This is a genomic window from Pseudomonas vanderleydeniana (assembly GCF_014268755.2).
Taxonomy (GTDB): Bacteria; Pseudomonadota; Gammaproteobacteria; order Pseudomonadales; family Pseudomonadaceae; genus Aquipseudomonas; species Aquipseudomonas vanderleydeniana.
In genome coordinates, this window is record NZ_CP077093.1 from 4,377,046 (window position 1) to 4,401,527 (window position 24,482).

Genomic DNA, 24,482 nt, shown 5'->3' on the forward strand with positions numbered 1-24,482 from the left:
CGGGACGGATTTATTTTCTCGAATCGCCTAACACATTAGAAACTAATAAGAAAAAACATAAAAATACAAGCCGACCAAGCATATCTACATAACAGGACGTTCTGCATGGCAAGTCAGCGACCAAGAGTAAAAGTTAAAAAAAACACGCCAATAATAAAAAGACCTATTTCATTGGATGTAAAATCTTTCGCGATCGCGCTGGCGAAAGGAGCCGGACATGCCTTGCTAGGGAAGTTTGACGATCTAGGCGACGATGGGCTTGATGCAATGGCCGCAATCGGCCTTGCCGAAACTGGCCCAGAGATCATGGCGTATACGCTACTACAAAACTCTTTAATTACCGCTATAAAGGCGTTGCTTGAAGACACCAAGGAGGTAATAGGTGAAACAGATTACTTCGGCAGCTTTGAAATACTGCTAGAACAGCATATCGGCAACTTCGAAATTACTGAAGACTTTTTCCTGGCACCCCAGAACCTACCAATAGTCAATTCTATTCAAGAAGCAATAATTGAATGGCTTGTCCGCCAAGGGCATTCGAAAAGCATAGCATGCACAATATCTTCCAGGCTGCCCGGCTACATAGCTTATTCCCTTCACAAAGAGTGGCAGCGTAACAAAGCTGAATACGAGACGATAAAAAGCGCATTATCTTCTCCCTTCACAAGCACTATAGAGCATATAAATAGTTGGGATGCGTACAGCGCCCAACTTCAAATGCGACTGGAGGAACCAGTATTCGGAGAGCCATTCGGCTTGCGCCAGATATACATCCCACTGAACGCATACTATGAAACTAAAGGCGACAAAAACGAATCACTTGAAGAATCGAAAACCAAACAGCGAGTAGTAGTGCGCTTGATAGATGAGCTGGATAACTGGCTAGCCTCTTCAAAAAAAGATGATGCTGTTCGTGCAATTAGTGGTGGCCCGGGTAGCGGTAAATCCTCCTTTTCTAAAATTTACAGCGCGCATATCGCCAGCCAAAATAAAATAAAGGTCCTTCTGGTACCTTTGCACTTCATCGATCCTAGTAGAGATTTTATTGATGAAATTGGGCGTTTCGTACGAGATGAAGGAATACTAAAAAATAATCCACTGCAAAAAGATTACAGCTTTCCGGAGCTTTTGATCATACTGGACGGCTTGGACGAACTGGCAAGCCAAGGCCGCGCAGCTGCAACTACAGCTAGAAATTTCGTGAGAAGCGTCCAGCAGACTGTCGATCGTTTAAACATGCACTCTCTTGCCCTGAGAGTTCTATTCAGCGGGCGAGAGGTTGTGGTCCAAGAAAGCGAGTCTGAATTTCGGCGCCCTCATCAAGTCCTTACAATCATGCCGTATTTTCACAACCCGCTGGTAGTTAACTATCAAGACCGGAGCGATTATTATGATCCGGACAAGCTTCTTGAGAGTGATCTTAGGTCAGATTGGTGGAGGAATTATGGGGCACTCACCGGAAGAACTTATGATGGTATCCCTCCAGAGCTAGACCGTCCCGATCTCAATGAAATTACCGCCCAGCCCCTATTAAACTACTTGCTGGCACTTAGCTACTGCCGAGGAAAATTAGATTTTACTGATCATGTCAATCTTAATGAGATTTACAATGATCTTGTGCAAGCTATTTACGAGCGAGGCTATGAAAATGGTCGAAAACATGAATCTATCCGAAGTATTGATATCGACGACTTTTATTTAATCCTGGAAGAAATTGGGCTGGCTGCCTGGCACGGAGATGGACGCACTACGACGGTAAGCGAAATTGAACAGTATTGCCGCTTAGGAGGTTTCGGAGAACAACTTGACGCATTTCAAGATGGTGCAAAGGTTGGTATCACGTCTCTGCTTGCAGCATTTTTCTTTCGTCAGCACGGCTCGCGCCCGAAAGGTGATCCAACTTTCGTGTTTACACATAAAAGCTTCGGTGAATACCTAGCTGCAAGACGAATTGTCAGGGCCATGTGCGACATCATAGAGGAGAAAAGCAGACGTGAGAGTATTGGCAAGTCTCGTGGAAGAGGCTGGAGTGATGTTGATGCGCTGACACACTGGGGTGAGGTGTGCGGGCCAACAGCAATTTCAGAAAATATACACAAATTTCTTGAGTCGGAAGTTTTACTCATGGAGCATGAGGCGATTCTGGCTGCACAAGATTGTCTAATCTCGCTATTCAATCACGTGTTACGCCATGGCATGCCTATGGAAAAAGTCGCATCTGCGATAACATTCCACGACTGCGCTCACCAAGCTAGAAATGCTGAGGAGACTTTGCTCGCCACTCTGAATGCATGCGCGATAGCAGTTGAAACGGTTTCCAAAATCGACCATCCTGACCGTACTGCATTCGGTACTTGGTTAAAGCGAATTCAGAAGCAACGAAGCGGCCCGGAGTCAGGTATCGCGCTCAACTGCCTTTCTTGGCTTGATCTTTCTGGGGTAAGCTTGGATTTTGCGGATCTCTATGGTGCTGATATTGCTCATTCGATCCTTGACAACATTCAAGCTTTCAGGATTGTCTTAGGCCGCGCCAGAGCCTATAAAACCTCTTTCAAAAACGCTCATATGGAGGAGAGCTATCTAAATTCAGCGTTCCTCAAGCATGCGAACTTCGCCGGATCATACTTGGAGCTATCTAATTTCTCATACGTCAAAGCTGATTTTGCAAGCTTTGCAGATGCAAAACTTTCCGGCAGCAATTTTGCAGAAGCCACTCTTGAATTTACAAATTTTGAAAATGCCGATTTGACCCGCTGTAGTTTTCGAGGCACCATAAAATCGAAAACTAGGTCTAGAAAAAAACAGCCGTAACCCCCTCATATGAACCCGTTATCATCTTGTTGATGGTGACGGAGTTCTTGCTCTACCCAGCGTATGTAGTACCACATCCCCAGCTTTTTTCGCGGTAAAAACATATGGCAGATACGGGCCGATCTCTGCCCTTGACGAACGACTGCTGTGGATCGAAAGCTGCCGTTTGTGACTGGCAGCTTCCGCCCATTTAGCTCCAACCAGACAACTCCCTTTCCATTGAGTGAAATTTCCTAGAAAATCGCAACCGCTTGTTTGAGCCATACGCCGCCGATAGTCTTGGCTCGGTCATCCCAACGGATGACACGGATGTGCAAGTCCGTTCATATCGGTGCGTCACGCGCCCTCAAACAAGCCGTTTCGACGGGTGCTTCTGCCCTCTTCGATTCCAGCTTGATGGTGGCCGTGCGCGGGAGACTTTCGAGTCTGCCGGGGTCCGATATGCCCGGTCTTGCACACCTGCGTACGGCTGCCACCCTCATTCGTGTGCAAGCGAACGGTGACAGCTCCACCTCATATCGGAGTTCGATCATGTTCAAAGCTACCCCCAATCCGCCGACCACATCCCGTGTCGGAATCATTGATCCTCGTGTCGCTGACCAGGCACTGGCCTACTATGACCTGGGGCCAAATGCAGTACCGAAACCAGCGCCCGCCTCCGCCGCGCCCATCGCAGCCGCCGCACCTCCAAGTCAACCGCCAAGCTCCCTGGCTCACGAAGACACCCTGCTTGACCTCCATTCGATTCTGCAATCAGCCGCCGCCACGGCCTATGAGAACGCCGACAACCAGACCGGCTCGAATCGCAAGGTGGCGATGGGCGTGGTGCACCTGATTGAGCTGGCGCAGTTGAGAATGAGTGTGCTGGAGCAGCAGGTTGTGGCGACCAACAACTGATGGCTGGCTGATGGTCAAAAGCTTCGCGGGCAAGCCCGGCTCCTACAGTACGGCGGTGGTCATCAGGGTGGTGGTCGCCTCAATCTTGTAGGAGCGTGGCTTGCCCGCGAATAGGCCAGTCGTCTCAACAAAACATCTGAGTATTTCGCTGTGGTGGCGGGCTTCTTGGGTACAGATGGTCGCCCGCAACACCCGCTTGAACGCACCACTCACACGTGTTCCCGCAGAAAGTTGACGAACGCCATCGTGCGCGCTGAACGTCGCCGTTCGCTGCTGAGTACGGCGTTCACCGGCAACGCTATTGTCTGGTAAGAGTCGAGCACGGTGACGACCCTGCCCTGCTCGACATCCGCGGCAAAAAGCCATTCGGGAGACAGGGCAATCCCCAGGCCGGAGATCACCATTTCTCGAATGGCTTCGCTGTTGTTGCTGGTGACATTGCCCTTGATCGGAATAGCCAACGCCTGTGCATCGCGCGTGAAGTGCCAGGTGTCGAAGTGTTCCAGCAAAGTGAAGCCGATGCAGTTGTGGCCGGCCAGCTCCTGGGGTTCATGCGGCACGCCGTGCTGCTTCAGGTACTCGGGAGCGGCATAGACCCGCCGTGTCGTGGTGCCCAGGGGCACCGCAACCAGGCCCTCGTTCTTCACCTTGCCAATGCGGATCGCCAGGTCGATGTTTTCCTTGAGCAGATCCTCGTTGTGATCGCTCAGCCGCAGGTCAATCCGCACCTCCGGGTAGCGCTGCAGAAAAACCCGGATCAGCGGCGCGATGCAGGATCGTCCGTAGCTGACCGGAGCCGTGATCCGCAGGGGGCCGGCGATCTGCTCCTGGCCACTGGCAAAGCTGCGTGTAGCCGTCTCAAGGCTTCCCAGGATCTCCTGGCAGTGCTGGTAGAACCGTTGCCCCTGGTCAGTCAGTGACAGCTGGCGGGTACTGCGGGCAAACAGTGGTCCGCCCAAGTACTGCTCCAGCGCGCGAACCTGCTTGCTCACGGCCGGCTGCCCCACGTTCAGCTCTCGAGCCACGGCGGAAAACGAGCCGCGCTCTACCACGCGCGCAAAGGTGCGCATGCTGTCAAACAGATCCATGGGAAATTAGGTCCTTTCGAGGAATAGGTGATATTCAAATTTAGCTTCTTATCGGAATACCTGGGGTGCGGCAACCTGAAAGCGTCCACCCCATCAGAGGTTTCCGTCATGAACAACACCATGCTCGCCGCCATCGCTGAATCAGCCCAAGCCCCCCTCGCCTTGCGCCAAGTCGCCCGCCCTATTCCCGGCAAGGGCCAGGTGCTGGTCAAGGTCCATGCCGCCGGGGTCAACCCGCTCGATACCAAGATTGCCGCTGGCGCAGCCGCTCACGCTCGCCAGGCGCTGCCCGCGATACTCGGCCTGGACTTGGCCGGGACGGTCGTCGCGGTGGGAGAAGCCGTGACCGGCTTTGCGCCGGGTGACGAGGTCTTCGGCATGGCCGGCGGGATTGGCGGTGCCCAGGGCGCGATGGCTGAATACATCGCGGTCGATGCCCGGCTGATTGCAGCAAAGCCGCAGGCGCTGACCCAACGTGAGGCCGCGGCGCTGCCGCTGGCGTTCATTACGGCATGGGAAGGCCTGGTGGATCGTGCCAACGTCCGCGCCGGCCAGCGCGTGCTGGTGCATGGCGGTGCAGGCGGCGTCGGCCAGGTGGCCGTGCAACTGGCCAAGGCCCGAGGGGCCGAGGTCTTCGCCACCGGTTCCGCCGACAGCCTGGACTTCATTCGTTCGCTGGGGGCGACGGCGATCGACTATCGGGCTCAGAGCGTCGACAGCTACCTTGAGCAGTACACCGCAGGCGAAGGTTTCGACATTGTCTATGACACGGTAGGAGGTCAAACCCTGGATGCCTCATTCCAGGCGGTGAAGACCTACACCGGCCATGTACTCAGTTGCCTGGGTTGGGGGGAGCACCGCCTTGCGCCGCTGTCGTTCAAAAGCGCGACCTACTCGGGGGTGTTCACGCTGCTGCCGCTACTCACTGGCAAAGGCCGAGAACACCATGGGGCGATTCTGCGCGAGGCGGCGGCCCTGGCGGACGCCGGACAACTGAGGATCAGGGTCGATCAGCAGCGCTATGCCCTGCAAGACGTCAACGAGGCGTTCCGCCAGGTTGCCCAAGGGCAAGGCAAGACGGTGATCGAGTTGCTCAGTTGAGCGAGCCAGCTCGGGGCTGAGAGACGGCGCCGTTGCTAGAGCCAGCGCCGGACCTGGCGACAGTACTGGCTGAAGTCGCTGCCGAACAGGCTGGCAAGGGCTCGCTCCTCCGGCCCGATCTGGAAGCGGTTCATGTAAACCACGAAGCCCAGCACGCCCAGGAGCGCGGGCGGCCAGGCGAGGAAGATCGACCAGGCGACCAGGACGGTGGCAAAACCCAGGTACATGGGGTTGCGGGTGTATCGGTAGACACCCGAACTGACAAGGGCAGAAGCCGTTTCCGGCTTCAGCGGGTTGACCGTGGTCCGTGCGCGGCGGAATGAAAATACGCCAGCCAGACAGATGGCCACACCGGCCAGCATCACGATCAGCGCCAGGCCAACGCGCCATTCCATCGTCAGTACCAAGGAGCCTGGTAGGTACCGGGCAGCGAGCCACGCCAGCAGGCCAAACAGGGTTGCAACCAACGGCGGAGGAATACGATTGTCCATGATGAATTCCGGGAAGAGACGGGCTTGCCGCCAGCATGAGGGCTGTAGCCACTTCAGGGTCAAGCATCCTGAGCGCGATGAAGACTCAAGGGCATTTGGCCCGTCTCACTGAGTTCAGAGCGGTGATCAATCGTCACGGTCGTCAGTGAGCCACTTGGGATTTCCTGGAAAACCGACAATCGCCTATGGCCGAGTGCAGTGGGTCACGATGGGCAGCTATCGGCCAATTACTGCCGCCGTCGAGCTTTTTTATCGGCTATTCCAAATTTTAAATCACGGCCCGCGTTTTTAGGAACGCGAAATACTTAGGATCATCGTTGTCAAAAATCTCATCTCCAGCCGCCATGTATGCTCGCATAAGTTCATCGGCAGCCCGATCAGTTTCCTCTTTTTCGTACAGCACTTGGCCCAAGCGCAAATGCAAAAATGGATTGCCGACCGCATCGGGGCAAGTCATCGCATACTCAAGGGCCTCTTTTGCGGAGGTAAAGAATTTTCCCTGAAAACAGGCATCGCCGATAGCGGCAAGCACCCATGTCGCCGCTTCCCAGTTATTTTTGGGTTCTGGAATCAACTCCCACGCTAGGTTGTACTGATCGATGGCAGCCTTGAAATTACCACCCTCCAGATGCTCATCACCCAATTGGCAAAACACCTTGATCTGCTCATGGGTCAAGTCATCCAATTCGAAAGTTTCCATCTTAACTCCCTGTCTATAAGGCTCAACCGCGCTAGCCGCCGATTTTGCAACCAAACCGGACGATAAATAATCGTATAAATCACGACAATTATAGGCCAATAGGTGCCGTCCGCAACGGTCCCTTCTCGTCGACATTCTGGCGTTCGGCTTAATTCGCTTTCGGCTCTTGGCTACCGCTCATGCAGTCGTGTCCCAATAGAAATGGATGTACTCGTCTTCATACTCCGCGAACAGTGAAATGGTGAACTCCGTCTTCATTGAATACATCAACAACGCTCCGATGAAACCGTTGGGCTCATGCAGCGGCTGCTTGAGGGGAGCGATCAAATAATGCGCCGCGCCCGCGACCATCTTATTAAAAACAGCTTCCGAAATATCCTCAAACTTGGCGTCAGACACGTAGCCCACGAAGTAGCTTGCTCTTTCGTGATGCCAATCTACACATTCGGCATGAAGCCAGAATTTCAATCCGTTTTCGCCTTGCTGTTTAGGCGCGCGGGTTATTCGAATGGTTTCCTCAGAATCGGGGTATTGAAAGGCGACTGATGGATACGTCACAAAATAGAGACCGCGACAGCCACCGAGCGCTCTCCAAAAAGACTTTTCTTCCCCAGTGAGTTGATCAAAATCGTTTCTGTTGAACATGGAAAAACCTGATATATAAATCGGAACGAGCTTATTTTTTCAGAAAAAGCATTCTTGAGAGATTATGGGGCCATTTTCCCCGCCGCGCTATCTTAGTCGTGCTTTACGCGAAGAAAGATCCAACCAGTCATTAAACATGGGTCGCTCTCATCTTCCTTTAAGTGCTATTTTCGCTCACTTGAACTCCTTTCTTTCTAAGTCGGCTCGCTAGCGCAAGCACGGGCTGACGGTGACTCAAGTCGCTTTTCAACCTGAGTGACTGTGGAGTCTTGGACGCTGCTATCGGGCAGCTATTGGCCGATTCCCGTCTGTAGTGACGGACAGAGGGCGGCCATAAGCGACCATTCGTGACTGACCGTTTTCGACCCATGGCTGCCAGCTAACGACACGAAGCGGAAGTTCGCTTCGCCGAAAAATGGCCGTTCAACCGCATTCGCAATCAAACCCAGGCGTTCATCCAGCTTACTTCAAGAGTAGCTGAGTAAAGTCCTGGTGCAGGCCACCGCTTGCCTTGGAACTGACTCGCATGGACTTGATACGCTTGGGTAGGCCTGAAAATCGCACCGCGCCGAAACGCGTCTGCGCGAAGCCGCGAGGAGGCTGCTGAGATTTCGTGTATGAGATTCGCGAAACGAAGGTTGACACCGGGGCGCCTTGGATGACTATCCAGTTCCACTTTCCCTGCATGGTAGTCCAAGTCCCATGCGCGCCAGATTGCTTCCGCCTCGACTACCTTGTCCAGTAGGATGACATCGATGGGAGCAAGGTCATAAATTCCATGTTCAGGTGTTGAACTGCCTTCACGGAGCCAAAAGTAGTGTGGCACGCCTCCGCAATCTGCCACTCCTTCTTCCGGCAGTTCGATCTCTCCATCATAGCCAAAGTAGCTATAGACGCGCTCAGTTGCCATAGTTCTCCCTACTTCATAAATGTCAGCAGTTGGCCGAGAGCGGATAATCAAACGTCGGCCAAAAATCGTGAAAGCGCCTGCGAAAGCGCATCAAACACCAGCGTGACGCGCCGTACCCGCTTCAGGTCGTGGTGCATCGCGATCCAGACGTCGACCGGGAAGTCCACGAGCTCGGGCAGCACGCGCACCAGGCCATGGCGTCGCGCCAGTTGGCTGGAGCATACGCCGATGCCCAGGCCAGCCCGCAGCGAGGCGAACTGGGCCAGATGGTCATCGCTGCGCATGACGGCGTTTTCCCCGGTACAGGAAAACCCCCGCTCTTTCAGGAAGGTCTGTTCCGTCAGGTTACGGTCCGGGCCGATCACCGGGTATTCGCTCAATGCCTCTGCGCAACGAGGCAGCCCTCGATGCTCTATCAATTGAGCGGTGGCATAGAGGCCTATGCGCAAGTCGCCGACATGGCGGGTCACGACCGCCGCCTCGGAGGGACGACGAATGCGTACGGCCACATCGGCTTCCTGCAAGGCCAGGTCTTCCAGCCGGTTCGACACGCTCAGTTCAATCGACAGCTGGGGTTGGGCAGCGCGGATCTCGCCCAGCATGGGAGGCAGCACCTCGACGCCCAGCAACTGGCTACTGGTTACGCGCACGGTTCCGCCTTGCACGTTGGCCTGCGCAGACGCGGCGCGGGTAAACGCTTCGGCGGCCAAGGCCATCGCTTGTGCATGCTCGATCAGTTCCCGCGCGGTGTCGGTGGGCATCAAGCCCGCCGGCGAGCGGACGAACAGGCTGGTCCCCACGCTCTGTTCCAGCGAGTCGATGCGTCGTCGTGCAGTCGCCTGGGCGATGCCCAGTGCCCGCGCCGCCGCCGACAGGCTGCCGGTTCGCAGGACGGCCAGGAATACGCGTTGGGTTTCCCACTGAAGTGGCGGGATATTCATACATTTCCTATGAGTAGGTCGTCAGGTTTGATTAATTTTCATCAGTATGAAGATTGGGCATTCTTAACCCGATCGGTGCTTGGCATAAAGCATCGAGTGTCGAAAACCAGGGAATTGACCTATGAAACTTGCCGGTGGTTGCCGTTGCGGCGCCGTATCCTATCGTTCAGAGCGCGACATGCAGGTCGCCGTTTACGCCTGTCATTGCCAGTTCTGTCAGATCTGGAGCGGCAGCAGCTTTGCGCTGCATGCGTTGCTGCCCGGTGACGCTTTCGTGCTGCAGGGGCTGACGGTGGAATATGCCTATGAAGACCAGGGCCAGACCTCGCGTCACCACCTGTGCGCGACCTGTCACACGCGCATTTACAACACCACCACCGCGGCCCCTGGCCTGTGGGTGTTGCGTGCAGGTACGCTGGACGAACGCAGCTCGTTGAGCCCGATGGCGCATATCTGGGTCAAGCACAAGCAACCCTGGTTGAGTCTGCCCGCCAACATCGCAACCTGGCCGGAAAGCCCAACGCCTGAAGAATTTGCGGCCGTCTTGAATGCGGGTCAGTCCTGACCGAGTGGAGGTATCGATGAGCATTGACGACTTCTGTGCAACCGGCAGTTGCCGCTGCGGCCAGGTGACCTTTGAAATGCGCGCACAACCCGTGATGACCAGCGCGTGCCACTGCGTCGGCTGCCAGAAAATGTCGGGGAGCGCCTTTTCCCTGACGGCGCTGTTTGCGGCTGATGCCTTTTCCGTCACGCGGGGTTCACCCGTGATCGGCGGCCTGCATGGCCCGACCCGGCATTTCTTCTGTCCCCACTGTTTGTCCTGGCTGTTCACCCGGCCTGCCGAAAGCGATGCCTTCGTGGGTGTGCGCAGCAGCCTGCTCGACAAGCCCGAGCGTTACGCCCCTTACATGGAGACCTGGACTCGAGAAAAACTGTCCTGGGCCAGTACCGGAGCCAGCGCTAGTTACGAGGCCTTTCCCGATCCACGGGATTATCCTGCATTGATGGCGGCGTTCGCCGCGTTGGCTTCGGCTGCTGAGCGTTAGCGTCGCGAGCGATAGCGGCTATCAGGACAAGGCTACCGATCAAGTCACGCCCAAGGCTCGGCTGGGTGCTGTGCCGATAGTCGCTTGCACATGGAAACCTCTACAATCGGCATCCCAACGTTCAAGGATGCCCGTGTGATGCGCTTTCTTTCCGTGCTTTTGTTGATTCTGCCGTCTCTGGCGTGGGCGCTGCCGGCGCTGAAGGACACCGAGCTGTACAGCAGCAAGGCGGCGGACTGTCATGATGTGGATCTCAAGACTTGGCAACATCCGGCCCGCACTGTTTTGGAAAAACATGACATCAAGCTGGAACGAGTCCAGCTGTGCAACGGGGACCACTACCCTATCTTCACCGGGCAAGTGCCATACGATCCCACTGGGCAGACGAAAAGCTTTTTCCTCCCGCTGTACGAGGAAATGCGCAAGGCCAATGGGAAATGGCCGTACGCAATCGTGGCTACCAGTGACAATATCGTGGTTTACGTCAGCTATGCGGCCAGCGATCGGATTTCGCTGGATTACGAGCAGTATGCGGAGCCGTAGGAGACAGCGGCCGTAAAGCCTTACAGCGACAACGGTGCGAGGCTGAAAGCAGCTACCTGGTACAACATGCTGTGTTCGTCTCGCCGCCGAGGTCGGGCCCTCCTCAATAGGCCTGACGCCTCCCGCAATGACATCGCCAAGAAAGCGTAGCCAGGAACATCATCTCACCATGGATAAGGATATGAAGGTTCGGTGTCCCAATTGCGGGCATGTCCCCATCAGGCTCTCGCCCACCCATAAGTGCCAAGAATGTGGAGTTTTTTCTCATGACTGGCTGATTTATGACTGGGATAGCTTTGCCTCCGTCAGACGTCAACACCTCAAATACAATATTCTGATAATCAGCGTCCTGGTCATCAACATCATCGCGCTGGTGATGTTCGAATCCAGCAATCCCTTTTTGTGGATGCTAAACGCTCTGGCTATCCCAGCCACGATCAGTTTATGCCTGTGCCTAAAGGATCTGCGGGGAGAAGCGAAGTACAAAGGGCATAAAGTTAGCGTGTTTTTACCTTGGTTTATGTTTCTCTCTGGATTTTGACCAGAAACCAGTAGCGCCAATACTCCCGCTAGACCAACCTTGCCACCCGGTATCAGCTCAGCGTAGGGAAACCTATCAGGCGTGGAGCTGATTTCCGCTTTTGGCTGGTAGCTGCCGATCGTGAGCAACCACTTTCGACCCAAAGCAACTGGTTAGTCCCCATGAGTATCAGGCAAATGGCCCAAGCACTTATGGCATTCCCAAGCGGGTGCTTGAGGGGATAACCTGAGCATCTTTCTATCTGTGTAGTACCGATATGGACATCAATCTAATGACCGAATCCATGCTTGGCCACTGGCCTGCTTCCTCGGGTGTTTGGCAATGTGAGTTCCAGTTCGGCAGCCGATTGATTTATGTCCAGCACCGCGATAACGAGTCACCCCACGTCAGAATCGCCGCCGCGCAACGCGTAGTTCAAGCCGTATGGGATGACTTGCCCCAGGCAGTCAAGTTTGCCGAAGAGCACTGCAAGGCGCAGATGCCCGAACTCATGCGGCTTTACGAAACCCACATGCCCTGGGAGTCGCCGCTGCTCGTGTACTCGATCCACTTCGACCTCGACAAGCCGTACCCAAGCTATACCATTTCCAGGAACCATGATTTCGATTGGGATCGCACTCTGATCGACGTAGATGAACTGGGCCAGGAACACAGCGTTTGCATGGAGCAATATGAGCCAGGAGATGACTTTTGGATTCATGTTACGCGTGTGGGGTTTCAGCAATTCGAGCTTGAGGATTAGTTCGGCAATCAGGCATGCGCACCACAGCCCTCAATCAGGCTGGTTTTTCTATAGCGCATAAATCTGTGGCTTAAACGGATCAAGGTTTGAGCTGCACAAGAGTGCAGCTTGGACATACGATAAGGATATCCTCCCAACGAACTGGAAGGACGATAACTGCAAGGCCGATAGACGCCAAGCATGACTGGAGTTGGGGATGCAGCAAAATAGGGTCGGCAAAGGGCTATCGTTCGCCAAGCGGATTTACCCGCCGCGTACCATCGGATTGGCGATAGGCATGCTCAGTGTAATGGCCGCGATCGCGCCGCTCGGTTTGCCCGGATGGGTGTGGGCACTTCTGTTCTTCAACGGTCTAGCCTGGCCACACCTGGCCTATCAATTATCCACTCGTACACGCGAGCCCTATCAGGCAGAGCGCCGCAACCTGCTTTACGATTCCTTGCTCGGTGGATTCTGGGCTGCAACCATGCATTTCAACCCGCTGCCCACAGTCACCATTCTTTCGATGATGACGATGAACAACATCGCTGCCGGCGGCCAGCGCCTGCTTGTGCAAGGGGCATTGGCCCAAGGCGCCGGGATGATAGTGTCAATGGCGTTGTTCGGCCCGGGACTGGTGCTTGCGATCACCGATCTGCAGCTCTATGCCTGCCTGCCGATGCTGACGCTCTACCCCTTGGCCTTAGGTGGAGTCTGTTACCGCCTGGCCATCAAGCTCGCCGAACACAAGCAAAAGCTCAGCGTTCTGAGCCGTACCGACGGCCTTACCGGTTTGCTCAACCATGGGTCGTTGAAGGACTTGCTTCACTTGCACTTTTACACCTGTCGGCGGGAACAAGGCGAAGCAGTCATCGCGATCATCGATGTCGATCACTTCAAGAAAATCAACGACACCTATGGCCACATTGCCGGCGACAGCGTGCTGTGTGAGATAAGCGCAGAGCTCAAAAGAAACCTTCGCGAAGGCGACTTGGCGGGTCGCTATGGGGGTGACGAATTCTGCGTGATCTTGCTCAACAGCTCACTCAGCAAAGCCTGCGACGTCATGGAGCGACTGCGGCAGGTGATGGGCAACTTCCGCAATGAGAAATTGCCTGGGCTGCAGGTCAGTCTGAGTATCGGCCTTGCGCCTTACCGCAGTGAAATGGTCGCCCCTTGCGCCTGGCTCGACGAGGCGGACAAGGCGCTGTATGCAGCTAAAAACAATGGCCGCAACAAGATCAATTTCACCTCAAAAGATATCGCCATCATGACTTGAACGGCCTTTACCTACGGCACTCGGATTACCAATTGGCAGAGTTGGCGCTGATGCGCCTTAACCATTAGCTGTGGATAGAATGGAGTCTATAAGCGTGAGCGTATTAACTTGGGACGATTTATTTATAGAAGCCGCGAATCTCGACTTTGACGCCTTACTCCAGGAATGGCCCGGCGTGATAGCTGAGCAGATCCGCCCAATCGGCGCGTCGGTGTTTGGCGATCTTTTTTTTGAGCGAAAAACGGGCGAAGTAGAGAAGCTAGATGTGCTCGAGGGCGGACTGCACTTTGTCGCGGAGAGCTTTCAGCAATTTTCCAAATTGATGAACTCGCAGGAGTGGCAGGAACAGAACCTCCTGAGCCAAGGAGTCGCGCTGCTCCATGAGAGGGGCATCCTTCGTGATGCCGGACAGTTCTTCGGATTTGCTCCCCACCCCGCGCTGGTAGGCGAAATAGATTGGTCACGCGTTTTACCGCTAAATGCCGAGGTGTGGAATTCAATCTGTGCACAGACGCTAATGGGTGTCCAGGCCTTAGAGGTTCCAGTATCACCTCCCGTTGCGACCAAACGTGCTTGGTGGCAGTGGAAGAAAAAATAATGGCGGCGCTGAGTACCAGCCTATCCGGCGTCAGCCATCGGTTCAGCGTCCACTCAGCCCGGGACAGACCAGGTTGCGGGTGCCAGAGCGTCCATCCAGCAATCGCTGCGAGACCTCTCCCACTCCGCAACCAAGAGGCCCGACAATGCCAGCACCCATCACTACGATTCGCTTGTGAGCTTCGAGGTTGATCCTTCAGTCGCCCTCCCCCCGAATCGAGCGATGGCGTACAACTCAAGCGCTGTGACAGCTGAAAAACGAGAGGGCACTGTAGAGCCCTCTCTGTCGTAGATCCGCGTGCTTACTTCAGGTCTGCTGTTTCAGTTTGCCTCTGATTGACATGACTGATCTTGAACCAGATGGAGTACATCGCCGGCAGGAACACCAGCGTCACGATGGTTCCGACGAATGTGCCACCGATCAAGGTGTAAGCCAGAGTGCCCCAGAAGACCGAGTGCGTCAGCGGAATGAATGCCAGGATGGCCGCCAGTGCCGTCAGCAACACCGGGCGCGCCCGCTGTACCGTGGCTTCGATCACGGCCTCAAACGGATCAAGCCCTTCTTGTGTGTTGTGATGGATTTGTCCCATCAGGATCAGCGTATTACGCATCAGAATCCCCGACAGGGCGATCAGCCCGACCAGGGCGTTGATACCGAACGGCTGCTGGAAGAGCAGCAATGTCGGCACCACACCTATCAGCCCGAGTGGCGAGGTGAGGAACACCATGATCATTGCCGACACCGAACGGACCTGCACAATGATGATCAGCAGCGTGACGGCAATCATGATCGGCAGCAGCGGCAATATCGCTTGTCCGGCCTTGCCCGACTCCTCGATGGCCCCTGACTGCTCGATACGATAGCCATCGGGCAGCGTGTCGATGACCGGCTGCAGCGCCTTCGTGATCACGCTGGAAACGTCCGGAGGCTGCAAGCCTTCGGCAATGTCGCCCCGTACAGTAATGGTCGGCGTGCGGTCACGACGTCGAAGGACGGGATCCTCCATGCGCACGTCCACGGCCCCCACTTGAGACAGCGGAATCCGCTGGCCCGCCGCGCCCACCAGCGTAAAGCCCTGTATTTTTGCAGGGTCGAGCCGGATATCACCCGCCGCCCGCCCGATCACTTGTACCGAACGGATGTCTTCACGAACGGCCGTGATCGGGACGCCGGCAAGCAGGAACTGCAACTGCTGCGCGACCGCACTGGAGGTCAACCCCACCGCCTGCAGACGGTCCTGATCCAAGGCGAAATGCAGCGTGGGTGTCAGCGGCCCCCAATCAGTATTGACGGTTCGCATCAAGGGGCTCTGCTGCATCACGGCCTGCACCTGACCGGCAATCTCACGCAATGTCGAGGGATCGGGGCCCATCACCCGGTAGGCGACAGGAAACGGTGAATACGGGCCAAACACCAACTGCGTAACCCTGACCCGCGCTTCTGGAGCAAGCCCTTCGGCAATGGCCTCGCGCAGGCGGAACTTGAGCACTTCCCGTGCCTCCTGACTCTGCGTCAGCACCACAATCTTCGCGAATGACGGATCCGGCAGTTCCGGCGCCATGGCCAGGTAGAAACGCGGCGCCCCTTGTCCGATATAGGCCGTGACGATTTTTGTTTCCGTCTGCTTTTGCAGCCAGGCCTCGACTTTGGCCGTGGTGATACTCGTCTGCTCGATGGAGGTTCCATAGGGCATTTGCACCTCGATCAACACTTCGGGACGATCGGAGGTGGGAAAGAACTGTTTCTTGACCAGGCTCATGCCGACAACGGCCAGGACAAACGTTGCGATGACCGTACCGGCGACCAGCCATTTACGGGCGATGACGCGCGTCAAGATCCGGCGAAAGCGGTTGTAGTGGGGCGTGTTGTAAATGGCAGCGTGACCACCTTCGACCTGCTTGATGTCCGGCAGCAGCTTCACCCCCAGATAGGGGGTAAAGGCCACTGCAACCACCCATGAGGCAATCAGGGCAATGCCCACGATCCAGAACATGTTGCTGGTGTACTCACCCGCTGTCGATTGCGCGAAGCCGTTGGGCAGAAAGCCGATAGCGGTCACCAGCGTGCCGGAAAGCATCGGTGCGGCAGTGTGACTCCAGGCATAGGCGGACGCCTTGATACGGTCGTAGCCCTCCTCCATTTTCACCACCATCATCTCGATCGCAATGATGGCGTCGTCCACCAGCAGTCCGAGGGCCAGGATCAGCGAGCCCAAGGTGATGCGGTCAAAGTTCTTACCCGTGGCCGCCATCACCACAAATACCACGGCGAGCGTCAGTGGCACCGCCGCCGCCACGACAATACCGACATGCCAGCCCATGCTGAGAAAGCACACCAGCATCACCACCAGCAAGGCGACGAAGAACTTGATCATGAACTCGTCGACGGCTGAGCTGATATTGACCGACTGGTCGGTGACTTTGCTGAGTGTCATGCCCAGTGGCATGCCTTCGTTGATCCTGGTTGTCTCCACGTCCAGTGCCTTACCCAGGTCAAGGCCATTCCAGCCCTCGCGCATCACCACACCCAGTAACAGCGCCTCTTCACCGTTGTTACGCACAAGGAAGGTGGCCGGATCCTCGTAACCACGCTCGACCGTCGCAACGTCCGAGAGCTTCAAGGTGCGCCCCTGAATCGCCAGCGGTGTGTCACGAATCTTCTGCACCTTATCGAAGGCGCCGTCGAGACGCAGGAAGACTTCCGGCCCCTTGGTTTCAACCGAGCCGGCTGGCGTCAGTACGTTCTGATTGTTCAGCGCGGCAAAAATATCCTGCGGGGTTACACCCAACGTGGCCAGCCGATCATGGGAGAAGGAGACAAAAATACGCTCGCTCTGCTCACCGATGATGTTGACCTTTTTCACGCCTGGCACATGCAACAGACGCTGGCGCAGCGATTCGGCATCACGCACCAGCCGTCGCTGCGGCTCACCTTTGGCTTTCAAGGCAAATAGCGCAAAGGTCACATCTGCAAACTCATCGTTGACCATCGGGCCAATCACACCGGCCGGGAGCTTGATGGACTCATCGTCGAGTTTTTTGCGCGCCTGGTAGAACTCCTCCTGCACTTGGGAGGGCGGTGTACGATCAAGCAGTGTCACCACGGTGAAGGCAAGACCCGGACGAGTGTAGGTTTCGGTGCGGTCGTACCATTTCAACTCTTGCAGGCGTTTTTCCAGCGGCTCGGCGACCTGGTCCTGCATTTCCTGCGCGGTCGCGCCCGGCCACGCAGTGATGACCGTCAGTTGCTTGACCGTAAACGGCGGGTCCTCCGCGCGCCCCAGCTGGAAAAACGCCAGGACCCCGGCAACGCCGATCAGGAAGATCAGAAACCCCGTGATTGAACGCTCGCGCACAGCGAGCGCCGAAAGATTGAAACGGCCCTGGCTCATGGACGGCCCCCGGCAACCTGAACGTCACCCTGTTGAGCCAGCCTCACCTCCTCCCCCTCACGCAAAAGATGAGCGCCTAAAGCAACAACTTGCTCACCGACCTTGAGTTCACCGTCGACTCGCGCCGTGTCATCACTCACGCCCAACATCCGCACGGGTCGCCAGGTCACCTTGGCCGGGTTGCCGGCGATCACCCACAGGCCGGGGCCTTTGCCCGGGTCGTAAATCGCCGCCAGCGGCACTTGCAACCGCTGTGCCTCTGCGCGGCTGCCAGCGATCTGCAGCGTAACGGTCGAGCCCAATGGCGCACTGGCCAACGCGCCCTCCAGGACATACCGCGCTTCAAAGGTGCGGGTCATGCGATCGGCCGAATCAGACAGCAACCTGAGCCTGGCTGTCACGGCACCCGAGGGGTTGCCGTAAAGCGTGGCCTGCGCGGTCGAATCTATCGCCGGACGTAGCGTCTCGGGCAAGTGCACGATGGCTTCGCGCTGCCCTGCCCGCGCCAGTCGAACCACGGGTTGCCCCGGGCTCACCACTTGTCCTGGCTCGGCCAGCGTTTCCACCACCACGCCATCGGAATCAGCAACCAACACCGCATAACCCGACGCGTTATGGGCGACGTCAGCCTGCGCTTGGGCCGCACTCAGCTGTGCCTTGGCGGTATCTGCGGCGGCCTTGATCTGATCGTAGGCCGAGGCAGAAATGGCGCCGGCGGCGACCAGGTTGCGATACCGGGCCTCGTCATCCGCCGTCTGTTTGGCTCGCGCCCGAGCGGCCATGACCGACTCTTGCTGTGCCCGCGCCTGCAGCCCGAGATCAATCGGGTCCAGGCGCATCAGTGGCTGACCCCGCTTGACCGCCTGGCCCGTATCGACCAGGCGCTCAAGGATCTTGCCCGAGACCCGAAATCCGAGATCAGCCTCGACACGGGCGACCACGATACCGGTGAAGGAACGTGAGGCTTCGGATGCCGCCTGAACTGCAGCCGCCCTCACCAACGGTGCATGCAGACGTGGATCATCAGGGACGTTCGAGTCGCCACATGCCGTCAGGACGAGCGGCAACAGGCAAGCGGCAATCGGGATAGCTAGAGGCCGGCGCATAGGTTCCGTTACTCAAGAATAGGACATGCCGGCATTCTCATTTCAGTGACCACTAATGTCAATGGTCACAAATCATGCAAGACAAAATGCGAAATAAGCAGATATTATTGACCTAAAGGCTGTGACCATCATTTAATAAAGTCACATACCCTCTTCCTGCAGGTACCTCCATGTCTCCTGTTCGCCCTATCACGCTTTTGGTGACCGCCAGTTTGATGGCTGGCTGCGCGGTCGGTCCCGACTATCAACGGCCTGCTCTCCCGCTTTCTGATCGTTACCTGGGTCAGTCGGCCGAACAGGCGTCGGCGGAGGTGCCGCCCCTGCTGGTGAGCTGGTGGGAGAGTTTTAACGATCCGGTGTTGACCGGTTTCGTCACCCAGGCGCTGGAACAGAACCTCGATCTGGCACAAGCAGCGGCGCGGGTCACACAGGCACGGGCAGGATTGGGCGCCGCCAATGCGGCCTTGTTGCCCTCGGGAAGCATTGATGGTCAGGCTGCGCGCGCCTATCAATCCGTCGAGACACCACTCGGCCAGGTGTTGAACTCAACGCCTGGCTACGATCGCCATGGAAGCTCCTACGAGCTCAACCTCAATGCAGGCTGGGAGATTGATGTCTTTGGCGGTCTGAGACGCGAGCGCGAAGCCGCACTCGCCGAGTACCAGGCCTCCGAGGCTGGCGCAATCGCCACACGCCTGGCCATTGCGGCGCAAACGGCCGACATCTACATCGCCCTTCGTGGCTTGCAGGCGCGATTGGAGATTGCCAACCGACAAGTCGAAACGCAGCAGGGGCTGCTGGAGAAAGTCCGCCTGCTCTACGGCAAGGGCCTCGCTGCCCGCTATCAGGTTCAACAGACTGAGGGAGCGCTGGCGCAGGTTCAGGCGACCGTACCCGTGCTGCAGACCGGCCTGGATGCCGCCATGAATGCATTGGACGTCATGCTCGGCACTCCGCCAGGTACTCACCGCACGCAACTGGCTGGTACCGGGAGCATTCCTGTTGTGCCGCCGATAAACGCCTCGGGAACACCGGCCGATCTGCTGCGCCGCCGGCCGGATCTGATCGTGGCCGAGCGCCGCCTGGCAGCCTCCAATGCACGCATCGGCGTGGCGATTGCCGAGTACTACCCGAAACTCTCGCTCAGCGCATTGCTCGGTAGCGCAACGACTGTTTCCGGCGGCAACCTGTTCACCGGCGGTGCCAGTCAGTCGGGGGCCGTCCTTGGATTGCGCTGGAGACTCTTTGACGTTGGTCGGATAAACGCGCAAATCGATCAGGCCAAGGGGCAGGAAGCCGAAGCGCTGGCCGCTTATCGTCAGTCGGTGTTACGCGCTACCGAGGATGTCGAGAACGCCTTCTCCGCGCTGGTAAACCGCAGCGCTCAGGCGACCACGCTCGCGGGAGGCGAGGCCTCTCTGACGCAGGCTCGGCAATCCTCTTTTATCGCCTACACAAAAGGCACCGCGAGCCTGATCGAGGTGCTCCACGCCGACGAAACGTTGCTCCAGGCTTGCGATGCCCGTGCGCAAGCGCAGACGGAATCGGCGCGCGCCGCGGTTGCGGCATTCAAAGCGCTCGGCGGGGGCTGGCACGTTCCTGAAACCCTACCGGTTGTGTCGCGATGATGTTCGCCAGCTTTGCACGGGCCAGGTTTCAGCCTTGCTCGACCTTATGTTCGCAGCAAGGCCAGACACCTTTCCTCCCATTCAAGCAGAGGTTAACAAAATGACTGATAGAGAGAACTCCTGGGTGCTCGTTACTGGCGCTTCCAGCGGATTCGGCAAAGAGTTCGCTCGACAGTACGCAGCAAAAGGTCGATCGCTGATTCTAGTGGCACGCAGGCTGGCCGAACTCGAGGCGCTTGCGGATGAGTTGCGCAACCGTTTCGCCGTAGACGTGATCGTCAGGCAGGCCGATCTCTCTTCCATCCATGTGATTGTGGGTCTGCATCAGTATCTGCACGATCACAATCTTGTCGTCGACGTGTTGATCAACAACGCAGGGTACGGTTTACAGGGCGCGTTCCTGGACGAACCCCTTGAAAGCTCTCTGGCTATGATCGACCTGGATATTGCCAGCCTGACCGCGATGACGCGGCTCTTTGCAGACGACATGCGTGCCAGGCGCAAAGGCCATATCCTGATGGTTGCCAGCCTGCTGTCCTTTCAGGGCGTGAAGAATTTTGCCGTTTATTCCGCAGCGAAAGCATTTGTGCTCAGATTCTCCGATGCACTGCATCGTGAACTCAAGCACGACGGCGTGGTGGTCACTGCGCTTTGCCCCGGAATGTCGGACACCGGGTTTGCGGCAAGCGCTCGGCAAAAGCTCACGCCCGCACTCAAAGGAGTGATGATGCAGCCTCAACCTGTCGTGAGGGCTGGAATCAACGCGTTGCACGCTGGACGTATGAGTGTCGTGCCGGGCTTTGCCAATAAGCTCATTGCTGTCTTGACGTGGGCGACTCCACGTCGCTTCCATCAGAGCCTAATGGCGAAAGTGATGGGGGTTTGACGTACAAAAAGGGCAAGCGTCTCTGCAAGAGTCGACCCGATACGCCTTGTCTTGTGCATGCGGGTTCGGGAGGCAACACGCACTCCCGAGCCGACATCGAGAAAGAACAGCCCCCAACTAGAAACGGTAGCTGACCGCCGTACCGAGCCCACTCGCGCTGTTCTTGTACCTGGCACTGTAGGCACCTCTGGATGGCGAGGTGTCGTTGACCTTCACGCTCTCCTCCCAGAGGTAGGAGTAAGCGAAGTCGATCGTGACATTTTCCACCGGCGTCCAACCCGCACCGAAGCTGATGACCTTTCGGTCGCCCGTAGGGATGCGGGGGCCGCGATCGGTATTGTTGGTGGGTGATTGATCAACCGAAAACCCGCTACGCAACACCCACTGGTTATTCAATTGATAGGCTGCACCGATAGCATGAGCCCATGTGTCATGCCAGTTCTGCTCTTCGCTGATCGTACCCAACTGGCCGCTCAGCAACGACGGTAGGCCGCTGTTTTCGATCGTCAGCGCCTTGAAGCGGCTCCAGCGCGTCCAAGTGCTGCCAACATAAAGCGTCCAGTCGTGATTGAACTGATGCGTGACCGAAAAGTCCACCGACTCCGGCGTATTCACATCCAGAGAGGCGTCATAACTACGACCGCTGACGCCCAGCACGCTGAAGATGCCATCGGTGACCTTGGTTTTCGCATCCAGGTGGTAACTGACTTTGGAGTGATAAGTCAGCCCCAGGCGGGTCTGATCTGTCGCCTGCACCAGCACGCCGGCGTTGAACCCCAGTGCGGTGTCATCACCCGTACTCTTGAGCTTGCCGTCATTACGCCCTGGGCTCAACGGATTGGGCACCATGCCCGATATCTCTCCGCCGATACGGTTGATAGTTGGACCGAAACCAATCGACACGTTTTCGTTAAAGGCGTAGCTGATGGTCGGTTGGAAAGTCAGCGTGGTGACTTCGCTCTTATTGGCGTAGTAGCGTCCGGCAAACCCACTGCCGTAGTCGGTGATCAACCCGAAAGGTACGTAAAATCCGACACCAAATGCCCAATGGTCATCGACGGGCTTGACGTAATACCCCATCGGTACGGTGGTCGTGGGCACCATGTCGCCATCCTCCTTACCGCCGAACGTACTGCGAGTCCGGCTGATATCAGACTTGGCGAACAATGTAGCCGCCCCCACGCTGACCTGCTCTTTCTTGAACCGGGCCATACCCGCCGGGTTGCCGTAGATCGTACTGGCGTCTTCGGCCGATGAAGATCTCCCGGCAAAACCGGACCCCATCCCGCTGATGCTTTGTTCGTTGAGTGCAAAGCCACCAGCCAGCACATTGGAAGACGCAAGCACGACGGCCAGCCCCACAGGACTGTTGAGCATTATTTTTTTCATTGTCGGGACTCTATGGAGATCACTGAAAGAAAACATAGAGCACTACAGCGAAGCCATATTATCCATGTGACCAATTCAGTCAATGGTCACAAAAAACAAAATAGTGCGCACCCCCAGCCCTCCTCGGCCGGGAACGGAAAACGTCATGTGGGGATGTGGCTTGACTCGAATCGCTGACCCATTGGATCAGTGACAGTCAGGGCATGAGACTGCGCAGGATGAGGTTGGTGGTCAGCGTGGGCACTTGCTCGATAAAATCCAGATTGTGCTGCAACAGCAAGGGATTGACGAAAGGTCGCAGCGCCAGATTGATCGCATCGACGGTCTCGTCCAGTGGCGTCTTGCGCTCGAACTCCCCCGCTTCTCGCCCTTGACGCACGATGTCGACAATAAAGTCCTTGATCTGTGCTTCATACACCTGGGCACTGTGCCAACGCTCCGAAGCGGAAAACGCCGCAATGTCGTAGAGCTTGCGGTCGTTGAAGAACAGGTCCACACCCGTGGCAATCACGGTTTTTACCAATCTGCGCAAACGCTCGGTCGCCGAAACAGGTTCGGTGTTAACGGCCTGTTCAACGGCGGCAACCATTTGACCCAAACAGTTGGCGCAAATGGCCTCGCCAATCGCCTGCTTGGAATCAAAAAACTTGTATATGTACGCCTTGGAAAAACCGATGGCCTTGGCCAAGTCGGAAACCGTGGTTTTTGCATAGCCATATTGGCTGAAGTGCTCATTGGCCGCGGCGACAATCTGGTCACGAATGTCGTGCTCGGCCGGGCCACGGGTGTTCGACGAGGAGGCAGGTATTGATAGCTGATTCATGACAGCAGCTTACTCATCCTATGGTGGGCTGACAACTCGTGACTACACAGGAATAAGGTCACAAGACCGGTGATTCTAGATGAGGCCATGCAGAGCGTCGTGACATCGAGATCGGCAAACGAGGTCGTGCCCTGATTCGTTCTGCAGCCTGAATCGTCCCAGATTTCGCAGACGCTCAACAACTCAAAATGCAGACCAGGTCATCGTCTGCTCCCGCTCTATGGTGGCCGTGCGCGCCGGTTCTGGTCCTCGATGCCACTACCCCAAATCGTTTGGTAGCGATGGACGCTGCCCCTCATGGGCATCCATGGCGCCGCTGTTTCAGGTGCTTTGTTGCGACGCAGCCCATTGTGCCCGGGTGAGTCCGTAGCACTTGCACACCGCAGGCGCAGTCGACACTTTCAGCTCGGCGTCATACAAATGCACGGCGCCGATCTTCAAGGCAGCTTTTTGTGAGCGAATGTTCGAAGGCGCGATGTGGAAATAGACAGTGTCGTAGGTCTTGAATGCATGTTCCACCATCAATCGCTTCAGCTCGCGATTGGTATCGCCACCCCATTTCGCCCGCACTAAAAAGGTAAAGCCGATGGCGATACTCTCCGGCCGGTCAGGCGGCGGGTAGTAGCTCGACGTCCCCACAATCTGCCCCGAGTCGATATCGATGACGGTGAGCGCGTTGCCGGTGGACAGTCGAGAGGCGAAGTACGCTGCAAATACCTCCCGTTCATGGCGATCACTGGCGGGATGGCCGGCCCAGATGCACGGGTCACTGGCCGCCAGAAACAGGCCTTCAAAATCATGTTCGGCGAGAGGCCTGAGCCTTAGTGTGCTCCCACACAAAACGGGTTGGCAGTCGAAGTCACGCACAAGATGGTTTCCTTTCCCGGCGAATCGTGAGAATGGAGCCAGTCTAGAGCGACAGATCATAAGAAAAAGATCCAATA

Annotated in this window: 23 protein-coding genes; 12 read left to right on the forward strand and 11 right to left on the reverse strand. The window is 56.5% G+C overall.

The genetic code is table 11. From position 1 onward, the window contains the following. Window positions 1-105 precede the first annotated feature (105 nt). On the forward strand, window positions 106-2,811 hold the full coding sequence (locus tag HU752_RS19470) for a pentapeptide repeat-containing protein (RefSeq protein WP_186679181.1): 2,706 nt from the start codon (window positions 106-108) through the stop codon (window positions 2,809-2,811). Between the two features lie 531 nt (window positions 2,812-3,342). Next, on the forward strand, window positions 3,343-3,708 hold the full coding sequence (locus HU752_RS19475) for a DUF6124 family protein (RefSeq protein ID WP_186679165.1): 366 nt from the start codon (window positions 3,343-3,345) through the stop codon (window positions 3,706-3,708). A gap of 209 nt (window positions 3,709-3,917) precedes the next feature. Here HU752_RS19475 and HU752_RS19480 read toward each other — a convergent pair whose 3' ends face one another. Continuing rightward, window positions 3,918-4,796, reverse strand: coding sequence for a LysR family transcriptional regulator (locus HU752_RS19480; RefSeq protein ID WP_186679162.1), 879 nt, complete (start codon window positions 4,794-4,796; stop codon window positions 3,918-3,920). 108 nt (window positions 4,797-4,904) lie between these two features. On the opposite strand from HU752_RS19480, the gene HU752_RS19485 reads away from it, so the two are divergent. After that, entirely contained in the window at window positions 4,905-5,897 is a 993-nt protein-coding gene (locus HU752_RS19485; protein ID WP_186679159.1) for a zinc-dependent alcohol dehydrogenase family protein, read from the forward strand. A 35-nt stretch (window positions 5,898-5,932) separates the two neighbouring features. Here the strand turns inward: HU752_RS19485 and HU752_RS19490 are convergent, their stop codons facing one another. The 5 genes from HU752_RS19490 to HU752_RS19510 form a co-directional block, all read right to left on the reverse strand. Further along, complete coding sequence (locus tag HU752_RS19490) at window positions 5,933-6,388, reverse strand: methyltransferase family protein (protein WP_186679157.1); 456 nt, start codon at window positions 6,386-6,388, stop codon at window positions 5,933-5,935. Between the two features lie 268 nt (window positions 6,389-6,656). After that, on the reverse strand, window positions 6,657-7,088 hold the full coding sequence (locus HU752_RS19495) for a tetratricopeptide repeat protein (protein WP_186679155.1): 432 nt from the start codon (window positions 7,086-7,088) through the stop codon (window positions 6,657-6,659). Window positions 7,089-7,265: 177 nt separating this feature from the next. Then, window positions 7,266-7,733, reverse strand: coding sequence for a hypothetical protein (locus HU752_RS19500; RefSeq protein WP_186679153.1), 468 nt, complete (start codon window positions 7,731-7,733; stop codon window positions 7,266-7,268). Between the two features lie 439 nt (window positions 7,734-8,172). After that, the gene (locus HU752_RS19505) at window positions 8,173-8,643 is read right to left on the reverse strand and encodes a hypothetical protein (RefSeq protein ID WP_186679151.1); all 471 of its coding nucleotides are present in this window, start codon (window positions 8,641-8,643) and stop codon (window positions 8,173-8,175) included. 47 nt (window positions 8,644-8,690) lie between these two features. Continuing rightward, window positions 8,691-9,584, reverse strand: coding sequence for a LysR family transcriptional regulator (locus HU752_RS19510; RefSeq protein ID WP_186679149.1), 894 nt, complete (start codon window positions 9,582-9,584; stop codon window positions 8,691-8,693). A 121-nt stretch (window positions 9,585-9,705) separates the two neighbouring features. Between HU752_RS19510 and HU752_RS19515 the strand changes: the two genes are divergently transcribed. The 7 genes from HU752_RS19515 to HU752_RS19545 all read left to right on the forward strand — a co-directional run bounded on the left by HU752_RS19515 (window position 9,706) and on the right by HU752_RS19545 (window position 14,315). Beyond that, window positions 9,706-10,149 (forward strand): GFA family protein, encoded by a 444-nt coding sequence (locus HU752_RS19515; RefSeq protein WP_186679147.1) that lies wholly within the window; start codon window positions 9,706-9,708, stop codon window positions 10,147-10,149. A 16-nt stretch (window positions 10,150-10,165) separates the two neighbouring features. Further along, window positions 10,166-10,633: a GFA family protein gene (locus HU752_RS19520; RefSeq protein WP_186679145.1), complete on the forward strand. Its 468-nt coding sequence runs from the start codon at window positions 10,166-10,168 to the stop codon at window positions 10,631-10,633. Between the two features lie 90 nt (window positions 10,634-10,723). Next, window positions 10,724-11,176: a hypothetical protein gene (locus HU752_RS19525; RefSeq protein WP_225920025.1), complete on the forward strand. Its 453-nt coding sequence runs from the start codon at window positions 10,724-10,726 to the stop codon at window positions 11,174-11,176. 169 nt (window positions 11,177-11,345) lie between these two features. Then, the gene (locus HU752_RS19530; protein WP_186679144.1) at window positions 11,346-11,717 is read left to right on the forward strand and encodes a hypothetical protein; all 372 of its coding nucleotides are present in this window, start codon (window positions 11,346-11,348) and stop codon (window positions 11,715-11,717) included. Window positions 11,718-11,988: 271 nt separating this feature from the next. After that, on the forward strand, window positions 11,989-12,459 hold the full coding sequence (locus HU752_RS19535) for a hypothetical protein (protein ID WP_225920026.1): 471 nt from the start codon (window positions 11,989-11,991) through the stop codon (window positions 12,457-12,459). A 196-nt stretch (window positions 12,460-12,655) separates the two neighbouring features. Further along, window positions 12,656-13,717: a diguanylate cyclase gene (locus tag HU752_RS19540; protein WP_186679139.1), complete on the forward strand. Its 1,062-nt coding sequence runs from the start codon at window positions 12,656-12,658 to the stop codon at window positions 13,715-13,717. 94 nt (window positions 13,718-13,811) lie between these two features. After that, on the forward strand, window positions 13,812-14,315 hold the full coding sequence (locus tag HU752_RS19545) for a hypothetical protein (RefSeq protein WP_186679135.1): 504 nt from the start codon (window positions 13,812-13,814) through the stop codon (window positions 14,313-14,315). 301 nt (window positions 14,316-14,616) lie between these two features. Here HU752_RS19545 and HU752_RS19550 read toward each other — a convergent pair whose 3' ends face one another. Both HU752_RS19550 and HU752_RS19555 read right to left on the reverse strand, forming a co-directional pair. Further along, a complete protein-coding gene (locus tag HU752_RS19550) occupies window positions 14,617-17,706 on the reverse strand; it encodes an efflux RND transporter permease subunit (RefSeq protein WP_186679133.1) in 3,090 nt (1,029 codons plus the stop codon). Continuing rightward, window positions 17,703-18,812 (reverse strand): efflux RND transporter periplasmic adaptor subunit, encoded by a 1,110-nt coding sequence (locus HU752_RS19555; RefSeq protein WP_186679131.1) that lies wholly within the window; start codon window positions 18,810-18,812, stop codon window positions 17,703-17,705. The genes HU752_RS19550 and HU752_RS19555 overlap by 4 nt, the downstream gene beginning before the upstream one ends. Window positions 18,813-18,982: 170 nt before the next feature. On the opposite strand from HU752_RS19555, the gene HU752_RS19560 reads away from it, so the two are divergent. Both HU752_RS19560 and HU752_RS19565 read left to right on the forward strand, forming a co-directional pair. Further along, the gene (locus tag HU752_RS19560) at window positions 18,983-20,440 is read left to right on the forward strand and encodes an efflux transporter outer membrane subunit (protein WP_186679129.1); all 1,458 of its coding nucleotides are present in this window, start codon (window positions 18,983-18,985) and stop codon (window positions 20,438-20,440) included. 100 nt (window positions 20,441-20,540) lie between these two features. Continuing rightward, complete coding sequence (locus HU752_RS19565) at window positions 20,541-21,326, forward strand: SDR family NAD(P)-dependent oxidoreductase (protein WP_186679127.1); 786 nt, start codon at window positions 20,541-20,543, stop codon at window positions 21,324-21,326. Between the two features lie 117 nt (window positions 21,327-21,443). Here HU752_RS19565 and HU752_RS19570 read toward each other — a convergent pair whose 3' ends face one another. The 3 genes from HU752_RS19570 to HU752_RS19580 form a co-directional block, all read right to left on the reverse strand. Beyond that, window positions 21,444-22,715, reverse strand: coding sequence for an OmpP1/FadL family transporter (locus HU752_RS19570; RefSeq protein WP_186679124.1), 1,272 nt, complete (start codon window positions 22,713-22,715; stop codon window positions 21,444-21,446). Between the two features lie 196 nt (window positions 22,716-22,911). Beyond that, on the reverse strand, window positions 22,912-23,538 hold the full coding sequence (locus tag HU752_RS19575) for a TetR/AcrR family transcriptional regulator (protein ID WP_186679119.1): 627 nt from the start codon (window positions 23,536-23,538) through the stop codon (window positions 22,912-22,914). Window positions 23,539-23,859: 321 nt separating this feature from the next. After that, window positions 23,860-24,405 (reverse strand): GNAT family N-acetyltransferase, encoded by a 546-nt coding sequence (locus HU752_RS19580; protein ID WP_225920027.1) that lies wholly within the window; start codon window positions 24,403-24,405, stop codon window positions 23,860-23,862. Window positions 24,406-24,482 lie beyond the last annotated feature (77 nt).

What these genes read in the sequence shown, in the direction of transcription:
- HU752_RS19490 (WP_186679157.1), bottom strand. Translation starts at nt 6,388, where the DNA reads ATGGACAATCGTATTCCTCCGCCGTTGGTTGCAACCCTGTTTGGCCTG.
- HU752_RS19470 (WP_186679181.1), top strand. Translation starts at nt 106, where the DNA reads ATGGCAAGTCAGCGACCAAGAGTAAAAGTTAAAAAAAACACGCCAATA.
- HU752_RS19505 (WP_186679151.1), bottom strand. Translation starts at nt 8,643, where the DNA reads ATGGCAACTGAGCGCGTCTATAGCTACTTTGGCTATGATGGAGAGATC.
- HU752_RS19485 (WP_186679159.1), top strand. Translation starts at nt 4,905, where the DNA reads ATGAACAACACCATGCTCGCCGCCATCGCTGAATCAGCCCAAGCCCCC.
- HU752_RS19565 (WP_186679127.1), top strand. Translation starts at nt 20,541, where the DNA reads ATGACTGATAGAGAGAACTCCTGGGTGCTCGTTACTGGCGCTTCCAGC.
- HU752_RS19520 (WP_186679145.1), top strand. Translation starts at nt 10,166, where the DNA reads ATGAGCATTGACGACTTCTGTGCAACCGGCAGTTGCCGCTGCGGCCAG.
- HU752_RS19495 (WP_186679155.1), bottom strand. Translation starts at nt 7,088, where the DNA reads ATGGAAACTTTCGAATTGGATGACTTGACCCATGAGCAGATCAAGGTG.
- HU752_RS19560 (WP_186679129.1), top strand. Translation starts at nt 18,983, where the DNA reads ATGTCTCCTGTTCGCCCTATCACGCTTTTGGTGACCGCCAGTTTGATG.
- HU752_RS19535 (WP_225920026.1), top strand. Translation starts at nt 11,989, where the DNA reads ATGACCGAATCCATGCTTGGCCACTGGCCTGCTTCCTCGGGTGTTTGG.
- HU752_RS19515 (WP_186679147.1), top strand. Translation starts at nt 9,706, where the DNA reads ATGAAACTTGCCGGTGGTTGCCGTTGCGGCGCCGTATCCTATCGTTCA.
- HU752_RS19525 (WP_225920025.1), top strand. Translation starts at nt 10,724, where the DNA reads ATGGAAACCTCTACAATCGGCATCCCAACGTTCAAGGATGCCCGTGTG.
- HU752_RS19540 (WP_186679139.1), top strand. Translation starts at nt 12,656, where the DNA reads ATGCAGCAAAATAGGGTCGGCAAAGGGCTATCGTTCGCCAAGCGGATT.
- HU752_RS19480 (WP_186679162.1), bottom strand. Translation starts at nt 4,796, where the DNA reads ATGGATCTGTTTGACAGCATGCGCACCTTTGCGCGCGTGGTAGAGCGC.
- HU752_RS19555 (WP_186679131.1), bottom strand. Translation starts at nt 18,812, where the DNA reads ATGCGCCGGCCTCTAGCTATCCCGATTGCCGCTTGCCTGTTGCCGCTC.
- HU752_RS19500 (WP_186679153.1), bottom strand. Translation starts at nt 7,733, where the DNA reads ATGTTCAACAGAAACGATTTTGATCAACTCACTGGGGAAGAAAAGTCT.
- HU752_RS19570 (WP_186679124.1), bottom strand. Translation starts at nt 22,715, where the DNA reads ATGAAAAAAATAATGCTCAACAGTCCTGTGGGGCTGGCCGTCGTGCTT.
- HU752_RS19575 (WP_186679119.1), bottom strand. Translation starts at nt 23,538, where the DNA reads ATGAATCAGCTATCAATACCTGCCTCCTCGTCGAACACCCGTGGCCCG.
- HU752_RS19510 (WP_186679149.1), bottom strand. Translation starts at nt 9,584, where the DNA reads ATGAATATCCCGCCACTTCAGTGGGAAACCCAACGCGTATTCCTGGCC.
- HU752_RS19550 (WP_186679133.1), bottom strand. Translation starts at nt 17,706, where the DNA reads ATGAGCCAGGGCCGTTTCAATCTTTCGGCGCTCGCTGTGCGCGAGCGT.
- HU752_RS19530 (WP_186679144.1), top strand. Translation starts at nt 11,346, where the DNA reads ATGGATAAGGATATGAAGGTTCGGTGTCCCAATTGCGGGCATGTCCCC.
- HU752_RS19475 (WP_186679165.1), top strand. Translation starts at nt 3,343, where the DNA reads ATGTTCAAAGCTACCCCCAATCCGCCGACCACATCCCGTGTCGGAATC.